Genomic DNA, 23,842 nt, shown 5'->3' with positions numbered 1-23,842 from the left:
GAGGAGAAGAACATGCGGCGAGCCCTCTCGGCCGCGACGATTGTCGCGGCCCTCGCCCTGGCGGTCTCCGCCTGTGGTGGCGGTGACGCCGGTACGGCGGCCCCCACCCAGCCCGCGGCGTCGGACCCGTCGAAGATCACCGGCGAGATCACCTGGTGGGACACCGTCAGGCCCGACAGCGAGGGCCCGACCTTCCAGGCGCTCATCAAGGACTTCCAGGCGAAGTACCCGGGCATCAAGGTCAAGTACGTCAACGTCCCCTCCGACCAGGCGCAGAACCAGTTCCAGACCGCGGCGCAGGCGGGCGCGGGGGCGCCGGACGTGATCCGCTCCGAGGTCGCCTGGACCTCCCAGTTCGCCTCGCTCGGCTACCTCCAGCCGCTGGAGGGCACGCGCGCCGTGGAGAACGAGGCGGACTTCCTGCCGGGGCCGCTGAGCAGCACCAAGTACAACGGCAAGACGTACGCCGTCCCGCAGGTCACCGACACCCTCGCGCTCATCTACAACAAGCGGCTGCTGGCGGAGGCCGGGCACGAGAAGGCCCCTGCCACGGTCGAGGAGCTCAAGCAGACCGCGCTCGACGTCAAGGAGAAGACCGGCGCCACCGGCCTCGCGCTCAACGTCGACTCCTACTTCCTGCTGCCCTTCATGTACGGCGAGGGCGGCGACCTCCTCGACGTGCAGAACAAGAAGATCACCGTCAACTCCCCGGCGAACGTGAAGGCCATGGCCACCGTCGCCGACCTGATCACCTCCGGCGCCGCGCCCAAGCCCGCCATCCAGGACAGCTACGCCAACGCGATGACCGCCCTCAAGGACGGCAAGGCCGCGATGATCTACAACGGCCCGTGGGCGCTGTCGGAGATCTACCAGGGCAAGGAGTTCAAGGACAAGGAGAACCTGGGCATCGCCCCCGTCCCGGCGGGCTCGGTCAAGGCCGGCGCCCCCACCGGCGGCTGGAACCTGGCCATCTACGCCGGTTCCAAGAACCTGGACGCCTCCTACGAGTTCGTCCGCTTCATGAGCACCCCCGAGTCCCAGGCCAAGGTCGCCAAGGAGATCAGCCTCCTGCCGACCCGCGTCTCGGCGTACGACAACCCCGACGTGCAGGCCAACAAGGACGTCTCCGTCTTCAAGCCGATCATGGAGACCGCGACCGCGCGGCCGTGGATCCCCGAGGGCGGCCAGCTCTTCCAGCCGCTGCTGGAGGGCTACCAGTCGCTCGTCGGCGGCACCGCGACCCCCGAGGACATGCTCAAGAAGGTCGACGGCCAGTACCGAGGCATCTTCAAGGACTGGAGCTGACCCGTGGCGCTCTCGACTGGGCGTGTGAACAGCACGGCCAGGGACCGGGCCGCGGGCGCCGACGGCGCCCGCGGCCGGGGCCGCCCCCCTGGAGGCCCGTTCCGGCGGGCGCTGGGCAGGCACTGGTACGCCTGGGCCATGGTCGCCCCGGTGATCCTGGTCACCGGCCTGCTGGTCGGCTGGCCGCTGGCCAGGGGCGTCTACCTGTCGCTGACCGACGCCACCGAGGCCAACATCGGCCGCACGATCGGCGTCAACGTCATCCCCTCAACGTATGAGTTCACCTGGTTCGACAACTACGTCGCGATCCTGACCAGCGGGCTGTTCTGGGAGAAGCTGACCTGGACGGTCGTGTGGACCGTCGCCTGCGTGGCGTTCCACTACGGCCTGGGTCTCGGCCTGGCCATGCTGCTCAACCGCAAGGTCAGGTTCCGCTCGGCCTACCGGCTGCTGCTCATCCTGCCGTGGGCGATCCCGGGCTTCGTCTCGGCGTTCATCTGGCGCTACCTCTACAACAGCGACTTCGGCGTGATCAACGCGATGCTGCGGGCCGCCGGCCTGGGCGCGGTCGGCTGGCTCGACGACCCGACCACGGCGAAGATCGCGGTCATCGCGGTCAACGTCTGGATGGGCGTGCCGTTCATGATGGTCGCCGTGCTGGGCGGGCTCCAGTCGATCCCCGGCGAGCTGTACGAGGCGGCCGAGGTCGACGGCGCCACGCCGTGGCAGCGCTTCCGCTTCATTACGATTCCCGGCTTGCGTACCGTGTCGAGCACGGTTGTCCTGCTGGGCACGATCTGGACGTTCAACATGTTCCCGGTGATCTATCTGATCAGCGGGGGAGGGCCGGGCAGCTCCACCGAGATCCTGGTCACCTACGCCTTCCGCGAGGCCTTCACCGGCGTCCGCAACTACTCCAACTCCGCGGCGTGGGGAGTGATCATTCTCCTGCTCCTCGTCGTGCTGGCCGTGGTCTACCGGCGCTCGCTGCGCAAGCAAGGGGAGGTCTGGTGAGCACAGCCACCACAGCCGCCACCGGACGCGTCCGGGGGCGCGGGGAACGCAGCGTGGGCAAGTCGATCCTGCTGCACGCGACCCTGCTCGCCGCGGTCGTCACCTCGCTGTTCCCGATCGTCTGGCTGGTCCTGACCTCGCTCAAGCCGCGCGACGGCTGGCTCTCCAGCGAGCTGGAGATCTTCAACCAGCCCTCGCTGGACAACTACGTGCGGGTGCTGACCGAGACGCGGTTCCCGACCTGGCTGCTCAACTCGGTGATCGTCGCCGGGCTGACCACGGTCATCGGAGTCTTCCTGGCCTCCACGACCGGGTACGCCATCAGCCGCTTCCGCTTCCCCGGCTACCGCGGGGTGATGTGGATGCTGCTCGTCACCCAGATGTTCCCGGTGGCGATCCTGATCGTCCCTCTCTACAACCTGATGGCGGGCCTCGGGCTGCTCAACCAGATCCCCGGGCTGGTCATCGCCTACATGACGGTGGCGGTGCCGTTCTGCGCGTGGATGATGAAGAGCTACTTCGACTCCATCCCGCGCGAGATCGACCAGGCGGGGCTCGTCGACGGCCTGACGCCGTTCGGCGCGTTCTGGCGGGTCATCCTGCCGCTGGCCAGGCCGAGCCTCGCGGTCACCGCGTTCTACTCGTTCATGACCGCCTGGGGCGAGGTGGCCTACGCCACCGTGTTCATGTCGCAGGAGGAGAAGCGCACGCTCGGGATCGGGCTCCAGCAGTTCGTCGGCCAGCACTGGTCGGACTGGGGCCTGCTCACCGCGGCGGCGGTGCTGATCGCGGTTCCGGCGGCGGTCGTCTTCCTGCTCGTCCAGCGGCATCTGGTCACCGGGCTCACCGCCGGTGCCACGAAGTCGTAACACCACCGTGCTAAAACGTCCTGATATGTCATCTGATCGGGGGATTTAATATGACCGAGCTTGTCCGGGCGGAACCGGGTGCCGGGACCGCCACCCGATGGTGGCGCGACGCGGTGATCTACCAGGTCTACGTGCGCAGCTTCGCCGACGGCAACGGCGACGGCGTGGGGGACCTGCTCGGCGTGCGCGGCAGGCTCCCGTACCTGGCGGACCTCGGGGTCGACGCGATCTGGCTCACCCCGTTCTACACCTCGCCGATGGCCGACTTCGGCTACGACGTGGCCGACTACCGGGACGTGGACCCGATCTTCGGGTCGCTGGCCGACGCCGGGGCGCTGATCGACGAGGCGCACCGGCACGGCCTGCGGGTCATCGTGGACGTGGTGCCCAACCACACCTCCGACCGGCACGCCTGGTTCCTGGAGGCCCTGGCCGCGCCCTCAGGAGACCCCGCGCGGGAGCGCTACGTCTTCCGCGAGGGCAGGGGCGCGACGGGGGAGCTGCCGCCCAACGACTGGGAGTCGGTCTTCGGCGGGCCCGCGTGGACCCGGCTGCCCGACGGCGAGTGGTACCTGCACCTGTTCGCCCCCCAGCAGCCCGACCTGAACTGGGAGAACCCCGAGGTCCACGCGGAGTTCGAGTCGATCCTGCGGTTCTGGCTCGACATGGGGGTGGACGGCTTCCGCGTCGACGTCGCCCACGGCATGGTCAAGGCGGACGGCCTGCCCGACGTCGGCCACCCCGACCAGGTCGGGATGATCGGCACCGAGGTGGTGCCGTTCTTCGACCAGGACGGCGTGCACGAGATCCACCGCGCCTGGCGCAGGCTGCTCGACTCCTACCCCGGGGAGCGGATCGGCGTCGCGGAGGCGTGGGCGCCCTCCTCGCGGCGGCTGGCCAACTACGTCCGCCCCGACGAGATGCACCAGGCGTTCAACTTCCACTTCCTCGTCGCCCCCTGGGAGGCCGCCGCGTTCCGCGCGGTCATCCAGGAGTCGCTGACGACGGCCGGGACGGTCGGCGCGCCCTCCACCTGGGTGCTGTCCAACCACGACGTCAAGCGCCATCTCACCCGGTACGGCGGCGGCGAGGTCGGCCTGCGCCGCGCCCGCGCCGCCGCCCTGCTGACGCTCTCCCTGCCCGGCTCGGCCTACATCTACCAGGGGGAGGAGCTCGGGCTGCCCGAGGTCCTCGACCTGCCGGAGGAGTTCCAGCGCGACCCGCAGCGCCTGCGCAACCCCGACGACGGCCGCGACGGCTGCCGGGTGCCGCTCCCGTGGGCCGACGGCGAGCCGCACTTCGGCTTCAGCCTGCCCGGCGCCGAGGAGACCTGGCTGCCCATGCCGCCCTCCTGGGGGCCGCTCAGCGTCGCGTCCCAGCTCGGCGACCCGGTCTCCACGCTGAACCTCTACCGGGAGGCGCTGCGGATCAGGCGCGAGCGCCGCTCCTTCGACGACGCCCCCGACGGCGCCCCGCTGACCTGGCTCGACTCCCCGCAGGGCACCCTGGCCTTCGCCAGGGGCGACGGGTTCGCCTGCACGGTCAACCTCACCGGCGAGCCCGTGGAGCTGCCCGCCCCCGGGCGGATCCTGCTGGCCAGCGCGGAGACGGCCGTCGCGGGCGGTACGGTGCGGCTCGCCCCCGACTCCGCCGTCTGGTGGGAACCCGATGCCGCATAGCACCGGGCAGCTCGGTGCCGGTGCCGGTGCCGGCGGCACCGGCACCGCCCGGCTGGCCGACATCGCCGCGCAGGCCGGGGTGAGCGAGGCCACGGTCAGCCGGGTGCTCAACGGCAAGCCCAGCGTGTCGCAGTCGACCCGGCAGGCGGTGCTGACGGCGCTGGACCTGATGGGCTACGAGCGTCCGCAGCGGTTGCGCCAGCGCAGCAACGGGCTGGTCGGCCTGGTCACCCCGGAGCTGGACAACCCGATCTTCCCGGCCTTCGCCCAGGCCTTCGAGAAGACGCTCACCCAGCACGGCTACACCCCGGTGCTCTGCACCCAGTTGCCCGGCGGGGCGGTCGAGGACGAGTTCACCGAGATCCTCGTGGAGCGCGGGGTGAGCGGCATCATCTTCGTCTCCGGGCTGCACGCGGACATCACCGCGCGCTCGGACCGCTACACCCAGCTGATCGGGCAGGGTGTGCCGATCGTCCTGCTCAACGGGCACGCCGCCGACGTGCCCGCCCCGTTCATCTCCCCGGACGACCGGGCCGCGGCCCGGCTGGCCGTGCAGCACCTGGCCGACCTCGGGCACGAGCGCATCGGCCTGGCCGTCGGCCCCGGCCGGTTCGTGCCGGTGATCAGGAAGATCGAGGGTTACCGGCAGGCCATGTCCCAGCTGCTCGGCGTCACGGACGTCGACGGGCTGATCTCGCACTCGCTGTTCTCGGTGGAGGGCGGCCAGGTCGCGGCGGCGCAGCTGCTGGCGCGCGGCTGCACGGGCATCGTGTGCGCGTCCGACCTGATGGCGCTGGGCGCGATCCGGGCCTGCCGCGACCGGGGACTGTCGGTGCCGGGGGAGGTGTCGGTGGTGGGGTTCGACGACTCGCCGCTGATCGCGTTCACCGACCCGCCGCTGACCACCGTGCGCCAGCCCGTGCAGCCGATGGTCACCGCCGCCGTGCACACCCTCCTGGAGGCCGTCGCCGGGGCGCCCGGCGGGCACTCCGAGCTCATCTTCCAGCCGGAACTCATCGTGCGGGGCTCGACGGGCTCCGGCCCCAAGATCGTTCGCTGAACGTCCCCGCCCGCCGGCATTTCGCGGCGATCCATTTCCGCCGCCGTCACGGGCTTCCCCGGCGTGCCCGCCGATCTCTATACTCCGAGATCCTCACACCGAGAAGACCGCCGCAGCCGCCGGTCCTCCGGAACACCGAGAAGACCGTAGCCGCCGGTCCTCCCGGGCAGTGCGAAGGCCGCCAGAGCCGCCGGTCCCCTCGAACATCGCGAAGGCCGTCAGAGCCGCCGGTTCTTCCGCTCGGCACGTTTCCGATCCGGGCCGCCCGCGGTCCGGGACCTCATTCTCGTTCGATCCGTCGATCTCGCGCGCCCGCCCCAGGAGGCCGGTTTGAGTGTGCACGACCTCGCCCAGATCGCTCAGCTCGCCATGATTGCCGATCCTTCCCGGCTCACCGTCCCGATCCACGACCGCGCGGGCACGCCCTCGTGCCGCGCCGTGGGACCGGAGGAGACGCCGTGACGGACGCATCCCACTTACCCGGTACGCCTGACACACCTGACCTGTCAGGCTTACCCGGCGGCCCCCGCCGCCACGAGGCCCACCCCGCCGCCGTCCACCCCGCCTCCGGGGACAGGGCCGCGGTCGTCGGGGCGGGCCCGGCGGGATCGCTGCTCGCCGTCCTCCTCGCCCGCCGCGGCCACCCGGTCGACGTCTACGACATGCGCCCCGACCCGCGCGACGGCAAGGGCGACGGCGAGGGACGCTCGATCAACCTGGGCCTGTCGGCCCGCGGCATCCGCGCCCTGCGGCACGTCGGCCTGTGGAACGCTCTCGGGGACAGGCTCGTGCCCATGCGGGGACGCATGATCCACCGTCCGGGCAGGCCCGCGGCCTTCCAGGCATACGGCACCGACCCGGGGGAGATCCTCTACTCGGTCCGCAGGGACGAGCTGACCACCCTCCTCGTCGAGAGCGCCGCCGCGCACGAGGGGGTGAGGCACCTCTTCGGCGTCCGCTGCGCGGGAGTCGACCGCGAGAGCGGGACGTTGACCCTGGCCGACGCGATCACCGGGGAGACGCGCGAGGCCCGCGCGGACTTCGTGGCCGGCGCGGACGGAGCGTTCTCCGCCGTACGCGCCGCCATGCAGCGGGGGCTCGCCGCCGACTACCGCCAGGAGTTCCTCGAATGGGGGTACAAGGAGCTCACGATCCCCGCGGCCCCCGGCGGCGGCTCCCGCGTCCCGCTGGAGGCGCTGCACGTCTGGCCCGGTGAGAACGCCCTGATCGTCGCCCACCCCAACGTGGACGGCTCGCTCACCGCGACGCTCTTCCTGCCGCACTCCGGCGCCCCCGGCTTCGCCGAACTCGCCGGGGAGCGGGACGTCACCCGTTTCTTCCGGCGGACGTTCCCCGGCGTGGTGGACCTCGTGCCCGACCTGGCCGCGCAGTACGCCGCCAACCCGGTCGGGAACCTGGTGACCATCCGCACCTCGCGCTGGCACCACGCGGACCGGGTGGTCCTGGCGGGTGACGCCGCCCACGCGGTCTACCCGTTCTACGGCCAGGGCATGAACTCGGCCCTGGAGGACTGCCTGGTGCTCGACGGCTGCCTCGCCCGGCATCCCGGCGACCGCGCGGCCGCGTTCGAGGAGTACCAACGGCTGCGCAAACCGCACACCGACATCCTGGCCGACCTGTCGGAGCGGAACTTCGCCGACCTGCGCGACGGCACCCGATCGCCGCTGCGGCTGGCCCGCAGGCAGGCCGACCTCGCGCTGAACCGCGCCTTCCCCACCCTGTGGCGGCCGCTCTACACCATGGTCTCGCACACCGACATGCCCTACGGCGAGGCGTTGCGCCGGGCCCGCCGGCAGGACCGCGTGCTGCGCTGGTCGGGCGCGGCACTGGCCGCGGGGCTGGCGACGGGAGCCGCCCTCGCGGCCGTACGCCCCGGCTCCTCCCCGCGCGGGACGGCCCCGTGATCACGCACCCCGACGACCCGTCGCTCCGCCTGATCGAGACCGCCGACCTCGACGCCCCGTCCCCGCCGCCCGAGGTCCTCGCCCACCGGGACGCGCTGCGGGCCGTCGTGGACTGGGCCGGGACCTACCTGTGCCGCCCGCACCCCGACCTGGGCCGCAACGGCCCGGTCTGCCCGTACGCCCAGGGCTCGCTGAGCCGGAACAGGTTCTACCTCGCGGTGCCCGAGGCGGGACCCCGTGCCGCCGAGACCGTCGAGACCATTGAAGACATCGTCGCCGCGGTGGAGCCCTACCGGGCCTGGTTCGTCCGGCTCGCGCCGCTGGACGGGCCCGAGGCCGTGTTCACCACGATCCTGCTGCTCCTGCCCGGGCTCGGCGACCGCCTGGCGCTCGTCGACGGCGCGCAGAACGCGCTGAAGGACGCCTTCGTCGAGGAGGGCCTGATGATCGGGGAGTTCCACGACGGGCCGCCCGACAAGCCGGGGCTGTGGAACCCGTCGCTGCGCCCCTTGGCCGGTCCCGTGCCGCTGCTCGCGATCCGCCACATGGTCGCCACGGACCTCCCCTTCCTGTGGGGGGACCCGGCCCACCGGCGCGCGTACCTGACCCGGTTCGACGGCAGGGTGCCCGCCCATCTGCGAGAGATCGTCATGGAGGCCGTCATGGAGGGGACCGAGTGATACCGCCCGCGCGCCGCGACCCCGCCGCGCCCATCCCGCTCACCCCCGCCCAGGCACGCCTGTGGTTCCTCGACCGGGCCGGGGCCGGCGGCGGGGCGTCCTACGTCTGCTGGACCTTCCAGCGCCTCGTCGGGCCGCTCGACACGGACGCGCTGCGCGCGGCCTTCACCGCCGTCGTGGGCCGGCACGAGGCGCTGCGCCTGGTCATCGTCGAAGGAGCCGAGGGACCTGCCCAGGTGGTGCGGGAGAGCGGGCCGGAACTGCGGGTGGTGGACGCGCCCGACGAGGAACGGGCGCGCGACATCGTCAGGGACGTGCTCTCGCGCAGGTTCACCCTCGACGGGGCCCTGCTGCACCGGGCCGTGCTGATCAGGCTCGCGTCCGGGGGACACGTCCTGGGCTGGTGCCTGCACCACATCATGTGCGACGCGCCCTCGCTCGGGATCCTGGAGGAGGACCTCTGGGCCTGCTACCGGGCCCTGGCCGACGGCGCGGAGCCGCCGGGGCCGGTCTCCGCCCAGTTCCCCGACTACGCCGCCTGGCTCGCCGAACAGGGGGCGGAGGGGCGCGAGGCGGGCCTGGCCCACTGGCGCGAGCACCTGTCCGGCGCGCCCGCCGTCACCACCCTCCCGCAGGACCGGCCCCGGCCTCGCGAACCCGTACGGGGCGGGGCCCGCCGCTCCCTGCGCCTGCCCGGCACCCTGGTGACCGACCTGTACGCCCTCGTCAAGGCGCGGCGCTGCACCCTGTTCGTCATCGCGATGTCGGCGATGACCGCCGCCCTGGCCAGGAACTCCGACGAGGAGGACGTGGTCGTCGGGACCGCCCTGGTCAACCGGCACCTGATCGAGCTGGAGGGCTCGGTCGGCTGCTACATCAACCTCATCCCGGTGCGGACGGACCTGCGGGCCGACCCCACCCTGGCCGAACTCCTGCGCGCCGTGCGCGGCTCGGTCATCAGGGGGCTCGGGCACCAGGCGACGCCGTTCGAGGAGATCGCCGACCTGGCCGGAGCCCCCCGGGACCTGCGCAGGAACCCCGTCTTCCAGACGCTGCTCGTCATGGGGGAGGGAGGCCGGTCCACCGAGCGGGCGGCGAACCTCACCACGGAGACCTGGGAACTCGACGAGTCCTCGCCCGGCGCCCGCTTCGACCTCACCCTCGTCGTGAGCGTGAGCGAGAGGGGGATCGAGCTGCACGCCGACTACTCCGCCGACCTCTACGACGAGGTCACCGCCGACCGGTTCCTGCGCCACGTCGTCGTCTTCCTGTCCGCCTTCACCGCCACGCCGGACCTGCGGGTCTGGCAGATCCCGCTCCACGACGGGATCCACGCCGGTACGCCGGACGCCTCGTACGGCGGCTCTCCAGGGGGTGAGCGGCCCCTGGACGGGGGCACGCCCGACGGCGGTCCCGAGCCCCGAGACCCCCGGCCCGCCGGGGACTTCACGGCGGTCCGTGGTTCCCGGCCCGCCGGGGACCTCACGGAGGCTCCCGGTTCCCGGCCCGCCGGGGACTTCACGGCGGTCCACGAGCTCATCGTCCGGCGGGCGGCCGAGGCCCCCGCCGCTCCCGCGCTGGTCTCGGAGGCGGGGACGATCGGCTACGGCGAGCTGGAGCGCCGCTCGGCGCGGCTGGCGGCGCGGCTGAGGGAGGCGGGGGCCCGGCGCGAGTCCGTCGTCGCCGTCGTCCTGCCGAACGGCGAGGACGCCGTCGTCGCCCTGCTCGCCGCGCTGCGGGCGGGGGCCGCCTACCTGCCGCTCAACCCGGCCGACCCGCCGGACCGGATCGCCGGGATACTCCTGGAGGCCGGGGCGGTCGCCGCCGTCACCTCCGACGAGCACCGGGACGCGCTCGCGGGCTACCCCGGCGCGGTTCTCACCGCCGGGGCCGCGGAAGAGGCCGGGGACCCCGGGGACCCCGGGAACCCCGGGAACCCCGGCGAGGTGTCGCCCGCGGGACCGGAGGACCTCGCGTACGTGATCTACACGTCGGGGTCCACCGGGCGGCCCAAGGGGGTGATGGTGACCCACGGGACCCTCGCCCGGCTGACCGGGTCGTTCCGCGACATCCACGGGTTCGGGCCCGGCGGGCGGGTGCTGATGCTGCCGCCGCTGACGTTCGACGCCTCGGTGGGAGACGTGTTCCCCGCCCTGTGCTCGGGGGCCGCCCTCGTGCTGCACCCCGACCCCGCCCTGCTCGACGGGCCGGAACTGGTGCGCTTCTGCGCGCGGCACGGCGTGACCGCGGTCGACACCGCGGCCTCCCTGTGGCGCGGGTGGGCGGCCGGACTGGCGCCCGGAGCGGTGCCCGCGGACTGGCCGGTCACCACGATGATGGTCGGCGGGGAGCGGGTGCCGCTCTGGGCGGTCCGCGCCTGGGCCGCCGCCACCGGCGGCCGGGTCGAGCTGTTCAACCACTACGGCCCGACCGAGGCGACCGTGTGCGCCACGGTGCACCGCACCCGCGACGGCGCCGAGGCGGCCGGGCGGGAACACCTGCCGATCGGGCGCCCCCTGCCGCACGTCCGCGCGTACGTCCTCGACCGCAGGGGCGGCCTGGCGCCCACCGGCACGCCGGGCGAGCTCCACCTGGGAGGTGACTGCCTGGCCCGGGGCTACGTCGCCCGGCCGGAGGAGACCGGGGCGCGGTTCGTCCACGACCCCCACGCCGGGCGCGAGGGGGCCCGCATGTACCGGACCGGGGACCTGGCCAGATACCTGCCCGACGGGACGCTGGAGTTCCTCGGGCGGGTCGACCGGCAGCTGAAGGTCAACGGTTACCGGATCGAGCCCGCCGAGATCGAGTCCGCCGTCGCGGCACATCCGGGGGTGCGGGACGCGGCGGTCGTGGCCTCCCCCGAGGGGGACCGGCTCGTCGGCTACGTGGCGCCGCGCACCACCGACCCCGAGGAGCTCCGGGGCTTCCTGCGCGAGCGGCTGCCCCGGCACATGGTGCCCGCCGTGCTCGTACCGCTCGACGAGATCCCGCGCACGCCACACGGGAAGGTCGACGCCGGGCGGCTCCCGGACGCCTCGCGGGACGCGCCGGGATACGTCCCGCCGCGCGGCCCGCTGGAGACGGCGCTGGCCGGGGTGTGGGCCCGGGCGCTCGGCCTTCCCCGGGTGGGACGCCACGACAACTTCTTCGCGCTCGGCGGGTCCTCGCTGCTGGCCGCCAGGGTGCTCGGCGAGGCCCGCGGGGAGACCGGGGCCGAGCTCTCCCTCGGCGGTCTCTTCGAGACGGCCGACCTGGCGGAGTTCGCGGCCTCCGCGGCCACGCCGGAACCGGCCCTCGGCGACGACGACCTGAGGGCGCTGGCCGTGCTGCCCGGCGAGGTGCGCGACGCCCTCGCCTCGATGCGCGGCGTACCGGGGGACGGGGGCGGGGCGCCCGGTTCCGTGTCCGGCGCACCGGGGAACGCGCGCGGCGTCCCCCGCCCGGCCGGCTCCGCGCAGGGCGGGGCTGCGGCGGGGTGGCCGGGGCGGGTGCTGCTGACGGGGGCGACGGGCCTCCTCGGGGCACACCTGCTGGCCGAGTTGCTCGACCGGGGCGTTCCCGAGGTGGTGTGCCTGGTCAGGGCGGGGGACGAGCACGCCGCCGCCGGCCGGGTCCGTGACGTCCTGACCCGGCACGGCCTCTGGAGGCCCGGTTACCGGGAGAGGGTCACCGGTCTGGCCGGGGACCTGGCGGCGCCCAGGCTGGGGCTGGAGCCCGGCCGCTACGACGCCGTGGCGGAGGGGAGCGACCTGATCTGCCACACCGGGCGGATCGTCAGCTTCGTCCAGCCGTACCGGATGCTCGGCCCCGTGAACGTCGGCGGGACCGTGGAGATGGTCCGGCTGGCCGCGCACCTGCGGCCGACGCCGCTGCACACCGTCTCCACCCTCGGCGTGTACCTGGGCCGGGCGGGCGGGGACCGCCCGATCACCGAGGACGAGGCCCCGGACGACCCCGCGGGGCTGGACTCCCCGTACTACCAGAGCAGGTGGGTCGCCGACGCGGTGGCGCGGCGGGCCCGCGAGCACGGCCTGCCCGTGACGGTTTACCGGCCCGCGCGGGTCGGCGGCCACAGCCTCACCGGCGGGGGTGACCCCGCGGACTACCTCAACCGGCTGCTCGCCACGTTCGTCCAGCTCCGCATGGTGCCCGACATCCCGGTCACCGAGGACGTCGTCCCCGTCGACCACCTCGCCGCCGCCATCGCCGCGAGGCTGCTGGACCCGGCGTCGGCGGGGCGCGACTTCCACTACTTCGACGCCGAGGGGATCACCTACCGGCAGATGGCGGCGGCCCTGCTCGATCACGGGTACGACGTCGAGCTCGTCCCCTGGGAGCGCTGGCGGGCGGAGATCCTTCGTCGCTCCGCCACGGGTGAGCCGGTCGCCATGGGGCCGTTCGCCGCCGGTCTGGGCGAGGAGCCACCGGGACCGCGCGGACCGGGGTTCGACACCTCGTTCACCTGCCCGCCGCCCGACGCCGCCCTGATCGGCCGCTATCTCGCGTTCCTCGAAACGTGCCCAGGGCCCCTTTCCGGAACGTCTCCCCGGACGTCCTGCGGAGCCTCCACCGGCGCCTTCGCCGAGCAACCCGCCCGGAAAGCCACCGGGAAACCCATCGGGACGTCCGCCGAGACCGGGACGTCCGCCGGAACGTCCGCCGAAGGAGGGCTCCGTTGAGAGCCGACGCGCTCAGGTTCGCCGGTATCTGGTCCGCCGAGCTGGTGTCGGTGATCGGTTCCAGCCTCACCGGCTTCGTGCTCAGCGTCTGGGTCTACCAGGAGTCCGGATCCGAGACCCAGTTCGCCCTCACCCTGCTCTGCGCCACGCTGCCCGGCATCCTCATCACCCCCTTCTCCGGGGTGATCGTCGACCGCTTCGACAGGAAGAGGGTGCTCGTGCTGAGCGACTGCGGGGCGGCGCTGTCGACGGCCGCGCTGCTGCTGATCGTCCAGGCGCAGAGCCTGGCCGTGTGGCACGTCTACGTCGCCACCGCGGTCGGCGCGATCTGCGCGACCTTCCACCTCACCGTCTACCAGGCGATGACGCCGCTGCTGGTCCCCGAACGCCACCTGGGCCGGGCCAACGGGCTGATGCAGGCCACCTGGGGGCTGCAGATCGCGGCCCCGGTGGCGGCGGGGACGCTGCTGGAGGTGGTGGGACTGCGCGGGGTGCTCCTGCTGGACCTCCTGTCGTTCGCCGTCGCGACGGTCGTGGTCCTGGCGACCAGGCTGCCCAGGTCGGTCACCCGGCCCGAGACCGTCGCGAGCCCGCCGTCGCTGGGCACCGACCTGCTCTTCGGGCTGCGGCACCTGCGCTCCCACGGGCTGTTCCCCCTGGTGGCGGTCTTCGCCGCGTTCAACCTCGTGTTCGCCGTCGCGGGGGTGCTGATCCGCCCGCTCATCCTGTCGTTCACCGGGCCCGCCACGCTCGGGGTGCTGGTGTTCGCCGGTGGGGCGGGGCTGTTCGCGGGAAGCCTCGTCATGGGCCTGTGGGGAGGACCGCGCCGCAGGATCACCGGGATGAGCCTCTTCATGGCGGCGGGCGGGCTCGCCCTGGCCGCGCACGGCCTGTCGCCCTCGGTGGTGCTCATCGCGGTGGTCGCCCCCGCCTTCCTGTTCGTCCTGCCGGTGGTCAACGGCTGCGTGATGACGGTCCTGCAGCTCAAGACGGAGGCGGGGGCGCTCGGCCGGGTGCTCGCCACGGCGCGCACCCTGTCCCAGTGCGCGATGCCCATCGCCTACCTGAGCGCCGCGCCCGCCGCCGAACATCTGACCGGGCCCCTGCTGATGCCGGGCGGCGCGCTCGCCGGGAGCGTCGGGGAACTGATCGGGACCGGTCCCGGCAGGGGCACCGCCCTGATCTTCCTGGTCGACGGGCTGCTGCTCGTCGCCCTCGCGGTCACGACCTTCGTCCTTCCCCGGCTCCGCCGCCTGGAGCGCGAGATCCCCGACGCGCCCAGAACGGACACCGCACCCGCCCCGGTCTCCTGACCCCCGCCCCTGCCTCCCGGCCCCGCCCCGGCGCTGCCCCCTGACCCCGCCCCGGGACCGCGCCCCGTGAAAAACCTTCGGAACCGTACTCCCGTGAGAAACCTTCACAACCGCGACCCTCACGCACCGCGCCCCATACGAACCGCGACCCTTACGAACGAGGTCCGATGCCGCTGCACCTGACACCCGAGGACGCCCGCCGCTACCTGGAGAGCGGAGAGGCGCCCGGTCCGCATCTCGACGTGATCGGCGCCATGTCGGCGCACGCCGCCGCGGCCGGGCTCCGGCTCGGCCTGTTCGAGGCCCTGGCGGACGGGCCCAGGGACCTGCCCGAGCTGGCCGCCGGGCTCGGCGCCGACCGGGACGGCCTGCGCGTCCTGCTCGGCGCGCTCGCCGCGACCGGGTATGTGACCTCCGAGTCCGGCGGGTACGCGCTGACCGCCGTGTCCCGCCCGCTGCTCGGCGGGTACGGCAACACGCTGCTGTTCTGGCAGGAGGTCCTGGCCGGGCTCTGGGGCGGGCTGGAGGAGTCGGTGCGCTCGGGCAGGCGCGGCGCCGACTTCTACGCCTGGCTGGCCGGGCGCCCCGAGGTGCTGGCCCGCTTCCAGCGGTTGCTCCAGGACCAGGCGGGGTGGCTGGCGGAGGAGATCGCCGCCGTCGCCCCCCTGCCGGGCGGCGCCTCCCGGCTGCTCGACCTGGGCGGCGGGCACGCCCGCTACAGCATCGCCTACTGCCGCGACCGGCCGGATCTGCGCGCCACCGTCGTCGACCTGCCCTCGGGGATCGAGGCGGGCCGCCCGGCGGTGGCCTCGGCGGGGATGGCCGACCGCGTCACCCTCCTCGCCGGGGACATCCTGGCCGATCTCCCGTACCGGGACCAGGACGCCGTGCTGCTGTTCAACCTGCTGCACGGCTTCGGCGAGGAACAGGCCTCGGCCCTGCTGCGGGCCGCGGCGCGCACGCTGCGTCCCGGCGGGGTCGTGCTGGTCCTCGACCGGGATCCCGGCCATCCGGGCGACGCGGCGGCGCGGGCCTTCACCCCGCTCTTCGAGCTCAACCTGCACCACACCCAGGGCGGGCGGCTGTACTCCCCGGAGACGATCACCCGGTGGCTCGCCGAGGCGGGTTGTCACGGGCCGCAGGAGTATGTCCTGACGCGCTCCCCGGCCCACCTCCTGACCATCGCCACCAGGGCGTGAGCCGCGCGGACGGCGACCGGGCCCGCCCGGCCCGCCGGAGCGGAGCCGCCGCCTCCCGGCCCGCCGGAGTGAAGCGAAGGTAACGACCGGCTGTGCGTCCTTCGCTCGGATCGCTGGGGGAACCCCGGGTGTGCGAAGATCTGCGCTGACGTACAGGCGGTGACGGCGATGGAGCGTGCCAGGATGAACTCGACGAGGCTGTGGGCCGCTCCCGTGGTGGGGGCTCTCGTGGCGGGAAACATGCTCGTCGCCGTGCCCGGAGCCGCCGCGGCCGCGGCGGGCACCGTCTACTACGTCGACTCCAGGTCCGGAGACGACTCCGCCGCCGGGACCTCGGCCGCGGCGGCCTGGCGCAGCCTGGACAACGTCAACGCCGCCACCCTGGGCCCCGGCGACACCGTGCGCCTCAAGCGCGGCGGCAGCTGGCCGGGCGCGCTGACGCTGTCCGGCCGGGGCACCGCCGCCAGCCCCATCTCGGTCGAGCCGTACGGCGAGGGCGCGGCCCCGAGGATCAGCGGCAGGGACGCGGCCTGCGTGGTGATCTCGGGCTCCTACGTGCGGGTCGTGGGGGTGCGGGCGAGCAACTGCCAGTGGGCCGGCTTCGAGGTCGGCGGCAGCCGCAACGAGCTCGACCGCGTCATCGCCGACCGCAACGTCACCGGGGTCCACTTCGTCGGCGCGCGCAACGTCGTCAAGAACAGCGTCCTGAGCGACAACAACCGCATGAGCGTCAACGACGAGGGCGGCGACGACGACTCCGGCGCGTTCGGCGTGCTGCTCAACGGCGACGACAACCTCGTCACCGGAAACGTGATCACCGGCAGCTACGCGAGCAGCAAGGACTACGGCACCGACGGCGCCGCCGTGGAGGTGTTCAACGGTGACCGCAACCGGATCACCCACAACGTCGCCAGGAACAACGAGACCTTCGTCGAGCTCGGCGCGCAGAAGGGCAAGACCGCCGGAGGCAACATCTTCGCCCACAACGTGGTCACCTCCTCGCGCAGGGGCTCCTTCCTCGTCACCCGAGGCGCCCGCCACGTGGTCGGGCCGGTGAAGGGCACCGTCGCGGTGCACAACTCGGTCTACCTGCCCGCCCGCAAGACCCTCGGCTGGGCCTGCCACGACGGCTGCTCCCCGGCGATCCTGAAGCTGCGCAACAACATCATCGTGGTCGGCGGCGAGGTGGGCTTCGAGGACGGCAAGGGGGCCGACGAGGACGCCGGCGTCTACAAGGGCCGCTCCCGCAAGTTCAAGCTCGGCCCCCGGTCGATCATGGCCGATCCCCGCTTCAGGAGCCGGACGGACCTGCGCCTGCGCCCCGGCTCCCCGGCGCTCGGCCGCGGCGTCAAGCTCGGCCCCACCTGGTACGGCGGGGCGGGCCTGGCCCGGGACCTCTCCGGTGCCGCGCTGTCCGCGACCCCCGCCGCCGGGGCCTACCAGTCCTGATTTTTACGCACTTTGGGTCTTATTCTGGACATCTCCCCGGAACCTTCGTGAAACCTGGCTAGGACAGTCTGGTGCGCAGAGCGAGGTGATCGGCATGATGTTGCGGCTACGTGTTTCCTTCCCGGACAGGCCGGGCGCACTGGGCCAGGCGGCCCGGGTGCTCGGCACGCTGGGTGCGGACATCCTCCAGGTGACGGTCCTGGAACGCGAGCTCGGCCGGGCGGTGGACGACTTCACCGTCTCCTGGCCCGGCACCGTGGACGCGGAGACGGTCAGGGACCGCCTCTCCGGCGTCCCCGGGATGCGCGTCGAGGGTGTCTGGCCCACTCGCGAGATACCCGGCACCGCGCCCGACTACGACCTGCTGAAACACGTCGCCGCCGATCCCGGCAGGGCCTTCGCCACCCTCGTGGACGCCATGCCCGACCTGGTGAGCGCCGAGTGGGCGGTGATCCTGTCGCCGGAGAGCGGAGATCTCCTCCACCGTAGCTGGCAGGCTCCGGTGGCCCTCGACGAGACGGGCGGCCTCGTCGGCGTCAAGGCGGCCGACCTCGCCACGCTGCGCCCCGCCGTCCTCGATTCCGGGCGGCATCGGCTGATGAGCCTCCCGGTGCCGGACACGAGCCGGCACCTGGTCCTGGCCAGGGGTGACGGCCCGCCCTTCCACCGCGCGGAGCTGGACCGTGCCACCCGCGTCCTGGAGATCGTCTCCACCATGAGCCGATCCTCCTAAGTCCCCGCGTTTCCGATATGTCGGTTATTGGGTAGGAAGGCGGGGAGTGGCTCGGCGCCACCTTTCGTGACCGCGCCTTTTGTCCGTCGTGCCCGGTCCCGCCCACCGCGGGCGGCCGGGTCCGCCCGGCGGGACGGTGGCCGTCGCGCCCACCCGCATCAGATCTCCCCCCGATAGACGCCGCTGGTCGTATCGGTACCGGGCCCTCGCGGGTCCGCGAGGAGGGCAGCCTGATGCCTGAGCGCCACCACGTGACGATGATCCTGCTGGGGCTGTGCCTGGGAGCCGGTACGGCCTGCGGGGGGAGCCCGGCCGTCACGGACACCGCCGCGGTCCCGGTGCGAGACCCCGGCATCGAGCGAAGTCCCGGTCCCCGGCAGAGCGCCACTCCCGGCGCCACCCCCGGTACCGGTTCCCCGGGGAGCGCCGCACCCGTGCCGGAGGGGTTCAAGCGGATCGGGGGACCCGCCAACGGTGTCACCGTCGCCGTCCCGGAGGAATGGGTGGCACTCGACCTGACCAAGGACGATCTCGACAAGGGGCTGAAGAGCAGCGGCCTGTCGGGGCCCACGCTGGAACAGGCGAAGAAGAGCCTGCAGACCCTGGTCGACAACAACGGCATCTGGGCGTCGGACACCGACTCGGTGAAGACCTCCAGGAACGGCTTCCCCACCAACCTCAACGCCTTCTGCCAGGCCGGCCGGCAGATCTCGACGGAACAGCTGCTCAGGGAGACCAGATCCCAGCTGGAGCAGCTCAACGCCAAGGTCATCGAGACGGGGAAGGTGCGGATCGGCTCCAGGGAGGTGGCGCGGCTCGTCTACTCGTTCGAGACCGACGGCGTCAACGTCCGGGGCACCCAGTACTACGTGCCGGTCGAGGACAGGACCTGCATCGTCACGCTCAGCACCGACACCGGGGGCAAGCAGGAGCTGTTCGACCGGATCGGCGAGACGATCAGGCCGGTCTGACCGCCCCGCCTCCCGAGGCGGGAGCCCGGCCCGTACGGCCGGCCGCCGCACCGGCGCCGTCGCGGTGGCTCCGGGGCGGTGGCTCCGGGGCGGCGCCGTGTCAACGCCGTGTCAACGCCGTGTCAACGCCGTGTCAGCGCTGCGGCGGGTCGATGCGGGCGCCGTCCATGGTGAAGAGCATCAGGCGGGTGACGTCGACACCGACCCTGGCGGGCTCTCCGGACCGCCATACCGGGCGGGAGCCCAGGCGGACGATGAGGTCGGCCCGGCGGTGGTGGCCGCTGACGTGCTCCTGCTGCTGCTGAGGCTCGGCGTCCTCGTCGAACACGCCGCCGGGCATCATCCGTCGCAGGACCGAGCGGATCCGCCCGCCGACGAGGGGGACGCCCAGGCCGTTGGCCTTGTGCCGGGGGTCGGGAGGCTCGGGCACGGCCACGGAGGCCAGCCCGCTCTCGACGTAGGCGAGCCACTCGTGGCCGTGGTACTCCAGGGCGCGGACGCGGCCGAGGAAGGTCGGCCCCTCGAAGCTGTCGGGGACCGGGGCCAGGCAGTCCGGGCGCAGGCCGACGATGATCTGGTGGCCCACGTGCTGGGAGATGACGTACGCCCTGGGATCGGTCCAGGGGATCATGATCTGGTGCGGGCCGAAGTCCAGCAGGATGAACTGGTTCTGCGGGGTGCGCACGGTGGCCGCGAGCAGGTTGATCTGCTGGGAGCTGAGGAAGGCCGCGGTGAAGGCGGTCGCGGGGTCGTTGTAGACCTGGCCGGGAGTGCCGACGTCCTGCAGGACGCCGCGGTTCATGATGGCGATCCGGTCGGCCAGCGTGAGGGCCTCGACCTGGTCGTGCGTCACGTAGATCGTGGTCACCCCGAGGGAGCGGACCAGCGACGAGATCTCCATCCGCAGCTCGGTGCGCATGCCCGCGTCCAGATTGGAGAGCGGCTCGTCCATCAGGAAGAGCGAGGGCTGGCGGACGATCGCGCGGCCCATCGCCACGCGCTGGCGCTGGCCGCCGGAGAGCGTTCCAGGGCGCCGTTCCAGGGTCTCGTCGATGTGCAGCGCCTTGGACAGCTCCGTCACGCGCTCCCTGACCATCGCGGGGTCGGCCTTCGCGATCTCCAGGGGGAAGGCGATGTTGCCGCGTACCGTCCGGTGCGGATAGAGCGCCCCGTTCTGGAACACCATGGCCACGTCGCGGTCGCGGGGAGCGAGCTCGTTGGCGAGCGTGCCGCCCAGCCACAGGTCCCCCTCGGTGACCTCCTCCAGACCCGCGATCATCCGGAGCAGGGTGGATTTGCCGCAGCCGGAAGGGCCTAACAGAACGAGAAACTCCCCGTTTTCCGCGCGCAGACTCATGCGGTCGACCGCGAGGTATCCACCCGGGTATACCTTGCTCACGTTGTCGAGGACGACGGTACTCATGCGCGCTCGTTCCTCCCGGACGCCCCCGCCCGGATCCCAGCTGTGTGATTGATGAGGTAGTACATCGCGACACTTGCCCGTGTGTCCATAGATGTCGTTAGAAATCGCTCATCTAATGGTTACTTCTCCGTTCCCGGGCGTGACGGTCAGTCGTGACAACAAACCTTTACCCGAGTGCCAGCACGAAGGTTGAAATGTTACAATTTGCGAAAAGTTGCAGAAACGAATTTCATAGGGGACGCCGGATGCCGATCGGTTCGCGTCCGGTTCGGCCGCACGGTGGGGTGACTGCTTGATGGACGGTGAGCTCGCGCAGCCCTCACGCTTCCGCTCCGACGGGACGACGATCCGGCTGGCCGACATCGCCGCGCAGGCCGGGGTGAGCGAGGCCACGGTCAGCCGGGTGCTCAACGGCAAGCCCAGCGTGTCGCAGTCGACCCGGCAGGCGGTGCTGACGGCGCTGGACCTGATGGGCTACGAGCGTCCGCAGCGGTTGCGCCAGCGCAGCAACGGGCTGGTCGGCCTGGTCACCCCGGAGCTGGACAACCCGATCTTCCCGGCCTTCGCCCAGGCCATCGAGAAGGCGCTCACCCAGCACGGCTACACGCCGGTGCTCTGCACCCAGCTGCCCGGGGGCGCCCCGGAGGACGAGTTCACCGAACTCCTGATGGACCGCGGGGTGAGCGGCATCGTCTTCGTCTCCGGGCTGCACGCCGACACCACGGCCAAGATGGACCGTTACACGCGCCTGATCGAGCGCGGGCTGCCGATCGTCCTGCTCGACGGCTACAGCGAGCGCGTCGAGGCGCCCTTCGTCTCCCCGGACGACCGGGCCGCGGCCCGGCTGGCCGTGCAGCACCTGGCCGACCTCGGGCACGAGCGCATCGGCCTGGCGGTGGGGCCGCGCCGGTTCGTGCCGGTGATCAGGAAGATCGAGGGCTACCGGCAGGCCATGTCCCAGCTGCTCGGCGTCACGGACGTCGACGGGCTGATCTCGCACTCGCTGTTCTCGGTGGAGGGCGGCCAGGTCGCGGCGGCGCAGCTGCTGGCGCGCGGCTGCACGGGCATCGTGTGCGCGTCCGACCTGATGGCGCTGGGCGCGATCCGGGCCTGCCGCGACCGCGGGCTGTCGGTGCCGGGGGAGGTGTCGGTGGTGGGATTCGACGACTCACCGCTGATCGCGTTCACCGACCCGCCGCTGACCACTGTGCGCAAGCCCATCGGCGCGATGGCCTCGGCGGCGGTGGCGACCCTCCTGGAGGAGATCAACGGGGTCCGCGCCAAACACGTCGAGCTGATGTTCCAGCCCGAGCTCGTCGTCCGCCGCTCGACCGGCTCCGGCCCCCTGGTCAGCCGCTAGGGACACGCGTCCGGCCGGGTGGGAGCCGGTGGGAGCCGGTAGGAGCAGGTGGGAGCAGGTGGGAGCAGGTGGAAGCATGGCCCGATGAACATCGGTCACGACGTCGTCGTCATCGGCGGCACCGGAGTCGACACCACCGCCTACGTGCCCGCGCTGCCCCTGCCGTACGCCGACACCTACGCGGTCCCGCCGGTGGTCGACCGGATCGGCAACACCGGCAGCGGCGTCGCCCTCGGCTGCCACGCGCTCGGGCTGAGGGTCAAGCTGGTCGACCTGATCGGCGACGACCCGCAGGGCCGGTTCATCCGGGCCCACTTCGCGGAGAGGGGGGTGGACACCGGCTGGGCGCTCGCGCCGCAGGGGACCCGGCGCAGCATCCTGCTCGTCGGCCCGGACGGGCGGCGCACCTCGCTGTTCGACCCGCGCGCGGCGCCGGGCGAGCGGCTGCCCAGGGAGCTCTACCTGGACGCGGTCCGCGGGGCCCGGCACGTCCACGTGTCGATCACCGACTTCTCCCGGCACGTCTACCCCGACCTGCGTACCGGTTCCGTCTCCACCGACCTGCACGACTGGGACGGCGAGAACGACCACCATCGGGACTTCGCCTACTCCTCCGACCTGGTCTTCCTGTCGGCCACCGCGCTCGGCCCGCGTCGCGACGAGGTCATGCGCGACATCCTGGGACGTGGCCGGGCGAGGGCCGTGGTCTGCACGGAGGGCGCCGAGGGCTGCCGCGTCCTGGACGCGGACGGCTTCCGCGGCTTCCCCGCCGCTCCCCTGCCGGGGCCGGTGGTCGACAGCAACGGCGCGGGCGACGCGTTCGTCTCGGGGGTCCTGTACGGGCTGCTCTCCGGGCGTTCCCTCGACGACTCCATCCCCCTCGGCGCCGTCGCCGGAGCCCACGCCTGCACGTCGGCGGGCACCCACGAGAACCCCGTCGGCGAGCCGGACCTCCTCCTTCGCGCCGGAGAGGCGGGAGAACCCGGCCGCGCGGAAGGACCCGGCCGCGCGGGAGGACCCGGCCGTGCGGGAGGACCCGGCCGTGCGGGGGAACCCGGGGAACCCGTCCGCCTCCCGTAGCCCTCGCGCGGGCGCGCCGACCCCACCCGCCCGGCCGCCGCGTGACGGCGTCCTCCGGGTCCGGGGGGCGCCGAAAACCGTTTGCGCGGCGGAGGGAAGGGCCGACACACTCTCCGGGTGGTAGAGAGCCTGCACGGTGACGGGCGCGCCGGCATCGACGCGGCGCTGGTGAAGCGACTGGTCGCGGCCCAGTTCCCGCAGTGGAGCGCCCTTCCCGTGACCCCGGTCGAGGTCGACGGGTGGGACAACCGCACCTACCGTCTCGGTGACGAGATGACGGCGCGCCTTCCCACCGCCGCCGGTTACGTCCCGGCGGTCGACAAGGAGGATCGATGGCTGCCGATCCTCGCCCCGTCGTTGCCGGTCGACATTCCCGTGCCGCTGGCCAAGGGGGGTCCGGGCGAGGGATACCCGTTCAGCTGGTCGATCCGCGGATGGCTGGACGGCGAGACCGCGAGCCTCGACCGCATCGGCGACCTGCCCGGGTTCGCGGTCTCGGTCGCCGGTTTCCTTCTCGCCCTGCAGCGCGCCGACGCGACCGGCGGGCCGCCGGCGGGCGCGCACAGCTTCCACCGGGGTGCGTCACCGGCCCACTACGACGACGAGACGCGCCGCTCCCTCGCCGCGCTGGACGGCCACGTCGACACCGTCCGGGCGTCGGCCGTGTGGGACGCCGCCCTCGCGGCGACCTGGTCCGGGCCGCCGGTGTGGTTCCACGGCGACATCGCGAGCGGCAACCTGCTGGTCAGGGACGGGAAGCTGGCCGCCGTCATCGACTTCGGGACGTCGGGCGTCGGTGATCCCGCCTGCGACCTGGTGATCGCGTGGACGATGTTCTCCGGCGAGAGCCGGGAGGCCTTCCGCAGCGCCGTCGGCCAGGAGCCCGCCACGTGGGCGCGGGCTCGTGGCTGGGCGCTGTGGAAGGCCCTGATCACCCTGGTCAGGGACCTCGACGGGGACGAGAGGCGAGCCGCGGAGCACCGCCGCGTCATCGACGAGGTCCTGGCCGACCACGATCGCACCGGCTGACGCCACCGCCACCGACACCGGCACTGACGCCACCGACGCCACCGCCACCGACGCCACCGCCGCCGGCTGCGTCG

Annotated in this window: 18 protein-coding genes; 17 read left to right on the top strand and 1 reads right to left on the bottom strand. The window is 72.8% G+C overall.

Going from position 1 to position 23,842, the window contains the following annotated elements:
• The first annotated feature begins 12 nt into the window (after nt 1-12).
• From AB0F88_RS15260 to AB0F88_RS15195, 14 genes are all read left to right on the top strand, one after another.
• Nucleotides 13-1,305 carry an extracellular solute-binding protein gene (locus AB0F88_RS15260; RefSeq protein WP_362682968.1) on the top strand — a complete coding sequence of 431 codons (1,293 nt, stop codon included), beginning with the start codon at nt 13-15 and terminating at the stop codon, nt 1,303-1,305.
• Nucleotides 1,306-1,329: 24 nt separating this feature from the next.
• Complete coding sequence (locus AB0F88_RS15255) at nt 1,330-2,319, top strand: sugar ABC transporter permease (protein WP_362682965.1); 990 nt, start codon at nt 1,330-1,332, stop codon at nt 2,317-2,319.
• Nucleotides 2,316-3,188 (top strand): carbohydrate ABC transporter permease, encoded by an 873-nt coding sequence (locus tag AB0F88_RS15250; protein ID WP_362682962.1) that lies wholly within the window; start codon nt 2,316-2,318, stop codon nt 3,186-3,188. Before AB0F88_RS15255 ends, AB0F88_RS15250 begins: the two co-directional genes overlap by 4 nt.
• A 50-nt stretch (nt 3,189-3,238) precedes the next feature.
• A complete protein-coding gene (locus AB0F88_RS15245) occupies nt 3,239-4,867 on the top strand; it encodes a glycoside hydrolase family 13 protein (protein WP_362682959.1) in 1,629 nt (542 codons plus the stop codon).
• A complete protein-coding gene (locus AB0F88_RS15240; protein WP_362682956.1) occupies nt 4,857-5,927 on the top strand; it encodes a LacI family DNA-binding transcriptional regulator in 1,071 nt (356 codons plus the stop codon). The genes AB0F88_RS15245 and AB0F88_RS15240 overlap by 11 nt, the downstream gene beginning before the upstream one ends.
• A gap of 330 nt (nt 5,928-6,257) precedes the next feature.
• Nucleotides 6,258-6,389 carry a hypothetical protein gene (locus AB0F88_RS15235; RefSeq protein WP_362682953.1) on the top strand — a complete coding sequence of 44 codons (132 nt, stop codon included), beginning with the start codon at nt 6,258-6,260 and terminating at the stop codon, nt 6,387-6,389.
• The gene (locus AB0F88_RS15230) at nt 6,386-7,852 is read left to right on the top strand and encodes an NAD(P)/FAD-dependent oxidoreductase (RefSeq protein ID WP_362682950.1); all 1,467 of its coding nucleotides are present in this window, start codon (nt 6,386-6,388) and stop codon (nt 7,850-7,852) included. Before AB0F88_RS15235 ends, AB0F88_RS15230 begins: the two co-directional genes overlap by 4 nt.
• Nucleotides 7,849-8,532 (top strand): DUF6875 domain-containing protein, encoded by a 684-nt coding sequence (locus tag AB0F88_RS15225; RefSeq protein WP_362682947.1) that lies wholly within the window; start codon nt 7,849-7,851, stop codon nt 8,530-8,532. The genes AB0F88_RS15230 and AB0F88_RS15225 overlap by 4 nt, the downstream gene beginning before the upstream one ends.
• Nucleotides 8,529-13,211 (top strand): amino acid adenylation domain-containing protein, encoded by a 4,683-nt coding sequence (locus AB0F88_RS15220; RefSeq protein WP_362682944.1) that lies wholly within the window; start codon nt 8,529-8,531, stop codon nt 13,209-13,211. The genes AB0F88_RS15225 and AB0F88_RS15220 overlap by 4 nt, the downstream gene beginning before the upstream one ends.
• Nucleotides 13,208-14,524, top strand: coding sequence for an MFS transporter (locus tag AB0F88_RS15215; RefSeq protein ID WP_362682941.1), 1,317 nt, complete (start codon nt 13,208-13,210; stop codon nt 14,522-14,524). Before AB0F88_RS15220 ends, AB0F88_RS15215 begins: the two co-directional genes overlap by 4 nt.
• Nucleotides 14,525-14,691: 167 nt before the next feature.
• A complete protein-coding gene (locus tag AB0F88_RS15210) occupies nt 14,692-15,723 on the top strand; it encodes a methyltransferase (RefSeq protein WP_362682938.1) in 1,032 nt (343 codons plus the stop codon).
• Nucleotides 15,724-15,906: 183 nt separating this feature from the next.
• The gene (locus AB0F88_RS15205; protein WP_362682935.1) at nt 15,907-17,172 is read left to right on the top strand and encodes a right-handed parallel beta-helix repeat-containing protein; all 1,266 of its coding nucleotides are present in this window, start codon (nt 15,907-15,909) and stop codon (nt 17,170-17,172) included.
• A gap of 94 nt (nt 17,173-17,266) precedes the next feature.
• Nucleotides 17,267-17,905, top strand: coding sequence for an amino acid-binding protein (locus AB0F88_RS15200; RefSeq protein WP_362682932.1), 639 nt, complete (start codon nt 17,267-17,269; stop codon nt 17,903-17,905).
• Nucleotides 17,906-18,138: 233 nt separating this feature from the next.
• On the top strand, nt 18,139-18,876 hold the full coding sequence (locus AB0F88_RS15195; RefSeq protein ID WP_362682930.1) for a hypothetical protein: 738 nt from the start codon (nt 18,139-18,141) through the stop codon (nt 18,874-18,876).
• 133 nt (nt 18,877-19,009) lie between these two features.
• On the opposite strand, the gene AB0F88_RS15190 is transcribed toward AB0F88_RS15195, so the two are convergent.
• Nucleotides 19,010-20,299, bottom strand: coding sequence for an ATP-binding cassette domain-containing protein (locus AB0F88_RS15190; protein WP_362682927.1), 1,290 nt, complete (start codon nt 20,297-20,299; stop codon nt 19,010-19,012).
• A 295-nt stretch (nt 20,300-20,594) separates the two neighbouring features.
• Here AB0F88_RS15190 and AB0F88_RS15185 point away from each other — a divergent pair, with 295 nt between their 5' ends.
• The 3 genes from AB0F88_RS15185 (at nt 20,595) to AB0F88_RS15175 (ending at nt 23,768) form a co-directional block, all read left to right on the top strand.
• Nucleotides 20,595-21,659, top strand: coding sequence for a LacI family DNA-binding transcriptional regulator (locus tag AB0F88_RS15185; protein ID WP_362682924.1), 1,065 nt, complete (start codon nt 20,595-20,597; stop codon nt 21,657-21,659).
• 84 nt (nt 21,660-21,743) lie between these two features.
• Nucleotides 21,744-22,739: a carbohydrate kinase family protein gene (locus AB0F88_RS15180; RefSeq protein ID WP_362682921.1), complete on the top strand. Its 996-nt coding sequence runs from the start codon at nt 21,744-21,746 to the stop codon at nt 22,737-22,739.
• Between the two features lie 117 nt (nt 22,740-22,856).
• On the top strand, nt 22,857-23,768 hold the full coding sequence (locus AB0F88_RS15175; protein ID WP_362682918.1) for an aminoglycoside phosphotransferase family protein: 912 nt from the start codon (nt 22,857-22,859) through the stop codon (nt 23,766-23,768).
• Nucleotides 23,769-23,842 lie beyond the last annotated feature (74 nt).

It is taken from the genome of Streptosporangium sp. NPDC023963, from assembly GCF_040639135.1.
Lineage (GTDB): Bacteria > Actinomycetota > Actinomycetes > Streptosporangiales > Streptosporangiaceae > Streptosporangium.
This window is presented reverse-complemented; position numbering and strand designations above follow the sequence as displayed.

Bases quoted from the DNA above. Each gene is read 5' to 3' on its own strand.
- AB0F88_RS15260 (WP_362682968.1), top strand. From the start codon at position 13: ATGCGGCGAGCCCTCTCGGCCGCGACGATTGTCGCGGCCCTCGCCCTG.
- AB0F88_RS15245 (WP_362682959.1), top strand. From the start codon at position 3,239: ATGACCGAGCTTGTCCGGGCGGAACCGGGTGCCGGGACCGCCACCCGA.
- AB0F88_RS15240 (WP_362682956.1), top strand. From the start codon at position 4,857: ATGCCGCATAGCACCGGGCAGCTCGGTGCCGGTGCCGGTGCCGGCGGC.
- AB0F88_RS15210 (WP_362682938.1), top strand. From the start codon at position 14,692: ATGCCGCTGCACCTGACACCCGAGGACGCCCGCCGCTACCTGGAGAGC.
- AB0F88_RS15205 (WP_362682935.1), top strand. From the start codon at position 15,907: ATGAACTCGACGAGGCTGTGGGCCGCTCCCGTGGTGGGGGCTCTCGTG.
- AB0F88_RS15200 (WP_362682932.1), top strand. From the start codon at position 17,267: ATGATGTTGCGGCTACGTGTTTCCTTCCCGGACAGGCCGGGCGCACTG.
- AB0F88_RS15195 (WP_362682930.1), top strand. From the start codon at position 18,139: ATGCCTGAGCGCCACCACGTGACGATGATCCTGCTGGGGCTGTGCCTG.
- AB0F88_RS15190 (WP_362682927.1), bottom strand. From the start codon at position 20,299: ATGAGTACCGTCGTCCTCGACAACGTGAGCAAGGTATACCCGGGTGGA.
- AB0F88_RS15185 (WP_362682924.1), top strand. From the start codon at position 20,595: ATGGACGGTGAGCTCGCGCAGCCCTCACGCTTCCGCTCCGACGGGACG.
- AB0F88_RS15180 (WP_362682921.1), top strand. From the start codon at position 21,744: ATGAACATCGGTCACGACGTCGTCGTCATCGGCGGCACCGGAGTCGAC.